The organism is Acinetobacter sp. YH12236 (assembly GCF_013417645.1).
In the GTDB taxonomy this organism is placed as follows: domain Bacteria; phylum Pseudomonadota; class Gammaproteobacteria; order Pseudomonadales; family Moraxellaceae; genus Acinetobacter.
The window spans coordinates 1-9,847 of the sequence record NZ_VPDM01000054.1; the positions used below are offsets into that span (position 1 = coordinate 1).

9 protein-coding genes and 1 pseudogene are annotated in these 9,847 nt (G+C 42.2%); 5 read left to right on the forward strand and 5 right to left on the reverse strand.

Annotated features, from left to right (window positions below; all coding sequences use genetic code 11):
* Nucleotides 1-91, forward strand: a pseudogene (locus tag FTV14_RS15150) (IS5/IS1182 family transposase); the annotation flags it as partial.
* Between the two features lie 176 nt (nucleotides 92-267).
* Nucleotides 268-789, forward strand: coding sequence for a hypothetical protein (locus FTV14_RS15155; RefSeq protein WP_180054113.1), 522 nt, complete (start codon nucleotides 268-270; stop codon nucleotides 787-789).
* On the opposite strand, the gene FTV14_RS15160 is transcribed toward FTV14_RS15155, so the two are convergent.
* The 4 genes from FTV14_RS15160 to FTV14_RS15175 all read right to left on the reverse strand — a co-directional run bounded on the left by FTV14_RS15160 (nucleotide 786) and on the right by FTV14_RS15175 (nucleotide 4,697).
* Nucleotides 786-1,631, reverse strand: coding sequence for a lysophospholipid acyltransferase family protein (locus FTV14_RS15160; RefSeq protein WP_180054114.1), 846 nt, complete (start codon nucleotides 1,629-1,631; stop codon nucleotides 786-788). The two genes, FTV14_RS15155 and FTV14_RS15160, sit on opposite strands and share 4 nt — an antisense overlap.
* 18 nt (nucleotides 1,632-1,649) lie before the next feature.
* Complete coding sequence (locus FTV14_RS15165) at nucleotides 1,650-1,871, reverse strand: hypothetical protein (protein WP_005232078.1); 222 nt, start codon at nucleotides 1,869-1,871, stop codon at nucleotides 1,650-1,652.
* Nucleotides 1,872-1,986: 115 nt separating this feature from the next.
* Nucleotides 1,987-3,771, reverse strand: a complete 1,785-nt coding sequence (aspS, locus tag FTV14_RS15170; protein ID WP_034704264.1) for an aspartate--tRNA ligase — start codon at nucleotides 3,769-3,771, stop codon at nucleotides 1,987-1,989.
* 161 nt (nucleotides 3,772-3,932) lie between these two features.
* The gene (locus tag FTV14_RS15175) at nucleotides 3,933-4,697 is read right to left on the reverse strand and encodes a DUF4184 family protein (RefSeq protein WP_180054115.1); all 765 of its coding nucleotides are present in this window, start codon (nucleotides 4,695-4,697) and stop codon (nucleotides 3,933-3,935) included.
* Between the two features lie 141 nt (nucleotides 4,698-4,838).
* Between FTV14_RS15175 and znuD the strand changes: the two genes are divergently transcribed.
* On the forward strand, nucleotides 4,839-6,953 hold the full coding sequence (znuD, locus tag FTV14_RS15180; protein ID WP_180054116.1) for a zinc piracy TonB-dependent receptor ZnuD: 2,115 nt from the start codon (nucleotides 4,839-4,841) through the stop codon (nucleotides 6,951-6,953).
* Nucleotides 6,954-7,058: 105 nt separating this feature from the next.
* Complete coding sequence (locus tag FTV14_RS15185) at nucleotides 7,059-8,522, forward strand: phospholipase D family protein (RefSeq protein ID WP_180054117.1); 1,464 nt, start codon at nucleotides 7,059-7,061, stop codon at nucleotides 8,520-8,522.
* Nucleotides 8,523-8,598: 76 nt separating this feature from the next.
* Here FTV14_RS15185 and FTV14_RS15190 read toward each other — a convergent pair whose 3' ends face one another.
* Complete coding sequence (locus FTV14_RS15190; RefSeq protein WP_159124087.1) at nucleotides 8,599-9,051, reverse strand: hypothetical protein; 453 nt, start codon at nucleotides 9,049-9,051, stop codon at nucleotides 8,599-8,601.
* Nucleotides 9,052-9,229: 178 nt separating this feature from the next.
* Here FTV14_RS15190 and FTV14_RS15195 point away from each other — a divergent pair, with 178 nt between their 5' ends.
* On the forward strand, nucleotides 9,230-9,670 hold the full coding sequence (locus FTV14_RS15195; protein WP_159124086.1) for an RcnB family protein: 441 nt from the start codon (nucleotides 9,230-9,232) through the stop codon (nucleotides 9,668-9,670).
* The last annotated feature ends 177 nt before the right edge of the window (nucleotides 9,671-9,847 follow it).

A 9,847-nucleotide genomic window follows, 5' to 3' on the forward strand; every position in this document is an offset into this window, starting at 1 on the left:
TAGAGGAATAGCTACTCGATATGACAAGCTCAAAAGAAATTATCAAAGTTCTGTTGCCTTAGCCTGTATATTTTTATGGCTACCGTTATAGGGTTAATTATGAACAGTAAGTGTCAACAGACCCTAATAAAAATTCTAAGTGGTATTATTGTTAACTTAGAGCCCGCTCTGAAAAAAGATTTTATATATTTTCTCGGGCTACCACATGTTTCGAGATTTTTTGATTATTACAATTATCTTTTATTAAAAAGTACTAATGAAGATATTATGTTGACAGACACACGAGATGTGATTGTACAGCGTAATCCATTTGATAATAATTTGAATGGATTATACTTAGGTATGGAACATTCTCGTATTCTAATTGGGCAAGATGATTTTCATATAAAGTGGATTAGCGACGTATATGGGAAACAATATCTCAATAAAATTGGATCAGAGAAAATCTGTTGTGCAGGAGTCACTTTAGGAGATCATAAGTCTGTTATGTTGTATTTAAAAACAATGATTGATGAGTTTATGTCTTTACCTTATTACAAGATGGTTCGTTCTAATTATGATCAAGGTATACATAATAAATTGCTTTATTCTAATAATTTTGAAGATGTCGTTCATTGTGATCCTCTTAAATCTATTATTTCAACTGTAGGTTTAGTTCCTAGAAATGAGATCATATTAAATTGTAATAATGAGATCCTAGATTTAGATGGACGCGTATCAACTATAATTCATCAATATGACCGTCATAAAGATATAGAAAATATTTTTATTAAAAAATATTTAAATTAGCTTTTAACTTTCTTAAACCTTTTATAACCCCACAAATACTGCTCTGGAGCAATGTTAATCATTCGCTCCATTTCCTTGTTTAAGGTATCTACAGAAAGCTGTAAGTCTTTAGATAGAATATCAATTGATAACTCAGTTACATGAATATCAAAGCCGTTTAGATCATCATTACGTAAACAGCTTAAGCCAATCACAGAGCATTGGGTTTTTGCAGCCAATTTAGAGAGTAGGGTAGAAGATAGAGCATTCTGTCCATAAAAAGGTGAGTAAATACCACCACTTTCTTTGGGCACATGATCAGGAAGAATAGCAGCGAAGCCACCCTGTTTTAAATGCTTGAATAAAGCCCTTACTCCCGTTTCATCAGTCGGAACAAGGGTAGCATTTAAACGTTGCCGTGCTTCGAGCATAAACCGATCGACATCAGGATTTTTGCTCGGTTTATACATGATGACAGGGCTAGTGTGTTGATTCACCCAGGCATTAAGTAACTCCCAAGTACCAAAATGAGGAACGACTGCTAAAGTTCCATTCGGGTTTTTCAGTGCATCAGTAAAAATTTCTGGATGATGAATATTCCGGATTTGTTTTAATGCGAACTCAGGTTCAGAACCCCAAATTTTGACTGACTCGGCATAGGTCATGCATTGGCTTTGAACACTTCGTTTTGCCAGTCGTGTGCGTTCCGATGCTGACAGTTCAGGATAGGCAATCCCTAAATTAATTTCTGTAGTACGGCGAATCGATGAATTCGTGATATAGAGAAGTGATCCAACACTTTTCGCCAAATTTTGAATGAATCTTAACGGGAGTTTGGAGAAGTTCTTGAGTAATGCGTACATGGTGTGCAGCTTGCCTGATTAAGATTCTTGATCAGGATTGCCTTTAAGCACCATATAAATCAAACCTACAAAAATGACAAGTGCACCTAAAATACTGCTGAGGCAGAAGTACACGATACGGTCATTGGTGTCCAGGTTAAACAGGTTGTTTGCAAGGATATAGCGCATGAACAGCCATTGTACGACTGAAAACACGATCAGCATGATGCCACGGTTACGAACAGCAGGACGCATCGCCATTGCCAAATTACCTAAAAATAGAAACTGAAGCTATTATGCCACTGTCGTGCAGGCTTCTCAATGCAATAAAAAAGCCCTGTTAGAACAGGGCTTTTTTACTCAAATCATCAAGAAATTATTCTTGAGATTCGGCTTTTGGTTTTTCACGTAAGCGAATACCCAAATCACGCAGTTGAGTTGATTCAACTGGTGCAGGTGCTTGAGTCAATGGACATTCAGCAGTTTTGGTTTTTGGGAAGGCAATCACATCACGGATTGAAGAAGCACCAGTCATTAGCATCACCAGACGATCCAGACCGAATGCCAGACCACCGTGAGGAGGCGCACCGAATTTCAATGCATTTAATAAGAAGCTGAATTTTTCTTCTGCTTCTTCTTCAGAAATACCCAGCGCTTCAAAGATCGCTTTTTGCATTTCTAAAGTATAAATACGCAATGAACCACCACCGATTTCAGTACCATTCAATACCATGTCATAAGCAACAGACAATGCTTCGCCTGGATTATTCTTCACATCTTCAACGCTTGATTTAGGAAGCGTGAACGGATGGTGAACAGAAGTCCATTTGCCATCATCAGTTTCTTCGAACATTGGGAAGTCAACTACCCAAAGCGGAGCCCATTCGCAAGTTGCAAGGTTCATATCATGACCAATTTTCACACGAAGTGCGCCCATTGCATCATTCACAACTTTGGCTTTGTCTGCACCGAAGAATACGATGTCGCCATTTTCAGCACCAACACGTTTCAATAGATCCAGCACGATAGGCTCGATGAATTTAACGATAGGTGATTGAAGACCTTCGATACCTTTTTCAAGTTCGTTGACTTTGATGTAAGCCAGACCTTTCGCACCGTAGATACCAACGAATTTAGTATATTCATCGATTGCGCTACGTGGCAGTGAACCCGCACCTGGTACGCGAAGCGCAACGATACGGCCTTTAGGATCTTTAGCAGGACCTGCGAATACTTTGAACTCAACATCTTGCATCAAGTCTGCAACATCAACGAGTTTCAAAGGAATACGTAAGTCTGGTTTGTCAGAAGCGTAGTCACGCATTGCTTCTGAATAAGGCATACGTTGGAATTTGTCGAATTTGATGCCAAGAAGTTCGTCGAACATCTTAACAGTCATACCTTCCATCAAATCCATAATATCGTCATCGCTCATGAACGATGTTTCGATGTCGATTTGAGTGAATTCAGGCTGACGATCCGCACGTAAGTCTTCGTCACGGAAACATTTTGCGATCTGGTAGTAACGATCTACACCACCTACCATCAATAACTGTTTGAACAGCTGTGGTGATTGTGGAAGAGCATAGAAGCTACCATTAGATACACGGCTTGGAACTAAGTAGTCACGCGCACCTTCAGGGGTCGCACGAGTCAAGATCGGAGTTTCAACGTCCAGGAAACCGTGATCGTCTAAATAGTTACGAATCAGGTTGGTCACTTTAGAACGGAAACGTAAACGATCGATCATTTCAGGACGACGGATGTCCAAGAAACGATATTTCAAACGGATTTCTTCAGAAATGCTTGTGTTTTCGTCATTTAATGGGAATGGAGGAGTTTCAGACTGAGCAAGAACTTCAATTTCTTTACCCAATACTTCGATTTGGCCACTCACCATGTTGGCATTTTCAGTACCCGCATAACGGCGACGTACACGGCCTGTAATTTTTAATACGTATTCAGAACGTGCTTTGTCTGCTGTTGCAAACGCTTCAGGTGTATCTGGGTCGATAACCACTTGAACAAGACCGTCACGGTCACGCATGTCAAGGAAGATGACACCACCGTGGTCACGGCGACGGTGTACCCAACCGCATAATGTTACGGTCTGGTCAATTTGAGCTTCGGTTAAAGAACCGCAGTAATGAGTTCGCATCATAGCGTTAAAAATCCAACTATATGGGTTAAGGAAGCGTATACGTAAACAGCGTACCGCCTTTAGCAAAGGTAGGATTATGCCTCTTTGGGCATGTTGTCACAAGAACTTGAGGCAAAAACAGTATCATTTTAAAGTGAATAAGCAGGAAGTGAGAGATTTTCCTAGCCCATACGCCGATCACGATCCAGAAATAAAAATAGCAGACAGCCCAGACTAAAGGTGATTAAAAAGCCCTGGCTAAATTCATTGATAGAGCGGCCGGTAAAATAATACAGATCAGATCGCCAGACCTCATCCGGAATGTAGCGCATATAGTCCCATGTCGAAAATAAACCTGTGAGCGTAGATAGACCGAATAGACCCCAGCAAAAGAGGAGGATCTTGTGACTGACGCTTAAATATTGCTGGTGAGTTTTATAGTAATGCAGACTCATCCATAGAATAAAAGGCAGAGCCAGAGCAGAAGTCCCGATCTGCAAAATCCGGTGTAGAGGATAAGTTCGCCCTAAAATTTGATACTGCTGGCTGAGAATGTCATAAAAGGCAAAGGTTCGAAAATCCACATGGGTGAGACCATCCCAAATAATATGGGTTGCTGTCCCAATCATCACTGCAATACACATAGCGCAAATAAATTTGAATGCTGAAAATAGATTATGAATATTTAAATCATGTTGTATGCCAATAAAACGATAAATCACTGGCCGGTAAATCAGGTACCAGACCGCACAAAAAATAAGACCAATCCATAAATCAGGGTGAATCAGCGAAGACCATAAATGAGTAATATTAGAATTCTTATGGGTAAAAAGACGGTACAGATCAGGAACCATACTGCCAATCGCTAGCGCAGCAACAGGTAGCCGGTTGCCGGTCAAATATGAAATAGGCGGTGCGAGTACAGCATGTGATAAAGTAAAGGGCATAAAAAATAGTGTTTTACTACAATGAAAAATATTCAAATGACATTCTAATAAAATATCTCATTGATTATCGTAAAGGATTGCAAAAACAATGAAATGTTATATTATAACAATATTCGAAATTGCTGAATTTGAGCTTGGGTCATGTCCTTTTCTAAGAATCTAATAACACTCTCAATTTTTGCTGTAGTTGCGCCTACAGTATTTGCTGAACAGTCATCTTCTTCTATTCCTGTACAAACCATGGATACCATTCAGGTACAAGCTCATCCACTGGTACAGACTGCGGCAGATTTTGCAGTTGCTGATCTGATGGTGGACCAGAAAGCTTTATCTGAACGTGCGACGACTATTGGTGATGCGCTGGCAGATGAACTTGGGGTGTATTCAAATCAGTATGGAACCGGAGCGAGCCGACCGGTAATTCGAGGCCAGGATGGTCCACGTGTCAAAGTTTTGCAGCATGCCTCCGAAACGGCTGATGTATCTACTCTATCTCCTGACCATGCAGTGACAGTCGATCCGATTCTGGCCAAACAGGTCGAAGTGATTCGCGGCCCATCAACTTTGCTTTATAGCGCGGGAACCGTCGGTGGTCTGGTCAATGTCACTGACCAGAAAATCCCAACCCAAATGCCGGAAGATGGTCTGGAAGGGACTGTTGGACTACGTTACAACTCGGGCAGTGATGAAAAACTGGCAAGTGCAGGCGTGACTGCTGCAGTCGGTGAAAATTTTGCCCTGCGTGTCGAAGGTACTAAACATAAGGCCAATGACTATATTGCTCCGGATTATGTTCATGAGCATGGTGATGAATTAGAAAAAGAACGTCGTGTAGGTAATACCTTTGCTGAAGGCCAGACCGTAAATATTGGTGGATCATGGATTCATGATCGTGGTTTTGTGGGGCTATCTTATAGTAACCGTCAGGATGAATATGGCTTGCCGGGGCATAGTCATGAATATCATGGCTGTGTATTACATGGTGATCATTTCCATGGCTGTTCAAAGCCGGGTGTTGCCGCAGAACATGAAGAAGAGCATGGCGGACCATGGGTAGATCTGAAATCTGAACGTTATGAAGTACGTACTGAACTGGAACAGCCTTTTGCCGGTTTTGACAAGTTACGTGCCCATGCCAGTTTTACCGATTATGAGCATGATGAGCTGGAAGAAAATGAAGTCATCAGTAATTTCAAAAGCAAAGGCTACGATGGCCGTCTAGAACTAGTCCATGTTCCGGTTGCTGGTTGGGAGGGCGTAATTGGCACCCAATATAGCCAGCAGAAAATCAATCTGGCTGCTACAGAACATGATCATCATGAAGATGGTGACGAGGATGATGAAGAACATCATGTCCATGGTTCAAGCGTGGTCATGCCAGATACCAAAACTGAAAAATACAGTCTGTTTGCCTTAGAGCATAAACAACTCGGCGATGTGCATGTCGAATTGGGTGCACGTGTTGATCATCAAAAAGTACAGGTTGAATCTGAACAGAAAAATTATTCAGGCACGGGCGTCTCTGCTTCTGCTGCTGCGAATTGGGAATTTGCCCCGAACTATAAGTTATCCATTGTAGGTTCACATCAGCAACGTTTACCATTGGCGCAAGAGTTGTATGCCAATGGCCTGCATTTTGCCACCAATACCTATGAAGTCGGTAATCCTGATCTGGAAAAAGAAAGCTCGAATAACCTAGAGCTGGGTTTCGAATATGAAGGTGATAAGCTGGATTATCATGCGCATATTTACCATAACTGGTTTGATGACTATATCTACGGTGCGACTACGGCCAGAAATGGAAATTTGCGTGGGGTAGAATATACTCAAGATAAAGCTCGTTTCTATGGGGCTGAAGCGGAAGCTACTTATGCATTAAATGACACATACAAGTTTGGTGTGTTCGGTGATTATGTACGCGGCAAAATTGAGGGTGAAAATGCACCCCGTATTCCAGCAGGCCGCTTAGGAACCAAGGTTGAAGCAGACTTTGCCGATGGCTGGTCAGGAATGGCAGAGTATTATCATGTCTTTAATCAGGACAAAACGGCCAGTTATGAAGATGAAACCCAAGGCTATAACATGGTCAATGTCGGTCTAAGCTACGCTAATAGCATTGCTGATAAAAATGCCTATCGGGTTTATTTTAAAGCCAATAATCTGCTGGATGATCAGGTCTATTCGCATAGCTCATTCCTATCGAATATTCCGCAAGTCGGACGTAATTTCACAGTCGGCGTACAATATGATTTCTAGGATTCAGTTGAAATAACTGACCGAATCCAAGTACTGTCACTGAAATAGACTTGAAAAATCATCAGATTAAACCTAGCCTGAGCATATTGGGTTAGGTTTTTTCTTATGCGTATCTTTCAACGAATTCACAATAAACTGAACTGGTCAAACCGCCGTTATGCGGCCTTGATCATTGGTGTGCTGATGGCCAGTTATCTGGCTTCAGCAATTTATCATACTTATAAATCCTTACCTGAAGGGCTGAATTACACGGGTAAGCTGCGCCATGCACAGGTGAAATTTCTGGTCGATCAGACTTATCTGGATGCACAGGGCAAGCAACAACTGGATCATCAGATTTTTAATGAAATGCTGAAGATGGTTGAGGAAGCAAAATCCCTGATCGTGCTGGATATGTTCCTGTTTAATCAGCAAACCGGTGCCTCTAAACAGGAACATCAGGCACTCAGCAAACAGCTCACAGAGGCCTTACTTAACAAGCGATTAATGCAGCCTGAAGTGGAAATCAAATTTATTACCGATCCGATTAATTCTGTCTACGGTGGAATTACAGCACAGCATTATCGTGAACTGCGTCAGGCGGGAGTAGATGTAATCGAAACCAATCTGACACCGTTGCGTGCTTCTAATCCAAGCTGGTCAGGTTTCTGGTATCTGTGCTGTCAGGGGATTGGCAATAATCCGGAAAAAGGCTGGTTGCCGAATCCATTTGGTCCAGAAAAAGTGACCTTACGCAGTTATTTCGACTTGTTTAATTTCAAAGCCAATCATCGTAAAACACTGGTCGTCGATACAGATCAAGGCTGGAAAGCACTGGTCACTTCAATGAACCCACATGATGGCAGTTCACGGCATTCCAATATTGGTCTACTGGTCTGGGGCAGAACAGCAATTGATATTCTTGCGACAGAACAGGCGGTTGGGATCATGTCTCAAGCCAATATGCCGGCTGTGATTGCAGGTGAGTTTGAAGCGGAAAAAAACCAGCCTCAAGTTCAGGTGTTGACTGAAAAAGCCATTTATGAGGGAGTTCTAAAGCTGCTTGAAACGGCGAAAGCAGATGAGCAGATTGATCTGGCCATGTTCTATCTGTCAGAACGTAAGATTGTGAAAGGGTTAATTGCAGCGCATGAGCGCGGAGTGAAACTTCGGGTTTTACTTGATCCAAATAAAGATGCATTTGGTCGTGAAAAAAATGGCATTCCTAACCGGCAGGTGGCTTCAGAACTGCATAAAGCTGGTATTCCGGTACGCTGGTGTAATACTCAAGGCGAGCAATGTCACAACAAAATTCTGATGAAATCCGGTGCCCAGCAAGCTGAAATGATTTTAGGTTCCGCCAATTTCACGGCACGTAACCTGAAAAATTATAATCTGGAAACCAATCTGCGTGTGGTGGGTCAGCCTCAGGCAGAAGTCTTTAGCGATGCGCAGCAGTATTTCAATACGGCCTGGTCTAATTTGAATGGCCGTTCCATGAGCGTGGACTATGCTCAATATGCTGAAGAGTCATTCTGGAAATACTGGTTATACCGTTTTATGGAATGGAGTGGTTGGTCGACGTTTTGATTGACCTCTCCCTAGCCCTCTCCTGAAAGGAAAGGGAACTCCTTCTCCCTATGGGAGAAGGTTGGGATGAGGGGGGTTATTTTTCTGGATTCGGCGGAACCAATTGATCCAGTTCTTTATCTGTCAGCTCATCCAGTTCAGAAATATCAGTCTTGATTTTCCATTGAGATTCATCATCCACCGGATTTGGCAAACGTGCTTCTAGCCAGTCGCACACTACATCCGGTGGAAAGTCAGCATGATTACACTGGATCACCCAAGACAGGAAATCTTTGGCTACACCATTCATATAAGGCGGTGGAGAAACTGGAAGAAACTGAGTCGGCAGGCGCTCATTTTTAGAAATATAGTTCAGGACATGACCCAGTTCCTGCACAGTTTGCCATGCTAAAGGATGATCAACGTTGATCTGAAATTTAAACCACCAGGCCTGTTTCCCATCTGAGCCATAGCTATCAATCAGTCCTTTTTGAACACTGGGTACCTTGCAAAAATATTCATATAAACGATCGAAATTTAAATCAGACACAGTATGCAACTCAAAGCATTAAAAAAGTGATATTAGCATACGCACTTCAGCGCTCATCACGCAAGCCTGTTAAAGTCATGGAATCAATTACAAAACTTTGCAGCAGCAGGGAATTTATCCATATTTTCTGCATGGATTTTGGTTAAAATATGGTCAGAAATCTTTGGAGGACGCACTTATGAAAAAATTAGCTTCAGGTGCATTGCTGGCTTCATTCCTGTTTGGTATTGCGGTGCCCGCTTGGGCGGATAATGCCTGGGTAGGCTATACTGGTGTTGATCGTTCTAAACCTCAACATCGTCCTCCATCGCGTCCTCATTATGCACCACAGCCGCCTCATTCGCAGCGGCCTTATTATCCGCAACGTCCATCCCATGGCGGATATTATCCTCCTGCACAGAGCCAAAGCGGGTTCAATATCCAGTATCAGGCACCGACCACGATTTACCAGAATTCCAATAGCTATAGTTGGGTTAATGGTGATCCAAATGTGGCCTACATTGAAAGTTCGAGATATACAGTGATTACTGACTGGCAGCGTTTGGGATTACCGGCACCACCACGCGGAAGTTACTGGATTTATGAAAATGGACGTTATGTGTTGATGAATAACCGTTAAAAGAAATTCCCTCTCTTGTTAGGAGAGGTGATTAATTACCCTCTTGCGAAGCAGTGCTTCTTGTATCTTGATTGATATAGTGATTAGCTACCACTATACGCAAATTGTAGAGTTTGGAGTGCTGCTAAAATCTTAAATTTGAACCTGAGATAAAACCTACAATTTGCCCTTATCCCT

Coding starts and splice junctions, on each gene's coding strand:
- aspS (WP_034704264.1), bottom strand. CDS start 3,771: ATGATGCGAACTCATTACTGCGGTTCTTTAACCGAAGCTCAAATTGAC.
- FTV14_RS15165 (WP_005232078.1), bottom strand. CDS start 1,871: ATGGCGATGCGTCCTGCTGTTCGTAACCGTGGCATCATGCTGATCGTG.
- FTV14_RS15185 (WP_180054117.1), top strand. CDS start 7,059: ATGCGTATCTTTCAACGAATTCACAATAAACTGAACTGGTCAAACCGC.
- znuD (WP_180054116.1), top strand. CDS start 4,839: ATGTCCTTTTCTAAGAATCTAATAACACTCTCAATTTTTGCTGTAGTT.
- FTV14_RS15195 (WP_159124086.1), top strand. CDS start 9,230: ATGAAAAAATTAGCTTCAGGTGCATTGCTGGCTTCATTCCTGTTTGGT.
- FTV14_RS15175 (WP_180054115.1), bottom strand. CDS start 4,697: ATGCCCTTTACTTTATCACATGCTGTACTCGCACCGCCTATTTCATAT.
- FTV14_RS15155 (WP_180054113.1), top strand. CDS start 268: ATGTTGACAGACACACGAGATGTGATTGTACAGCGTAATCCATTTGAT.
- FTV14_RS15160 (WP_180054114.1), bottom strand. CDS start 1,631: ATGTACGCATTACTCAAGAACTTCTCCAAACTCCCGTTAAGATTCATT.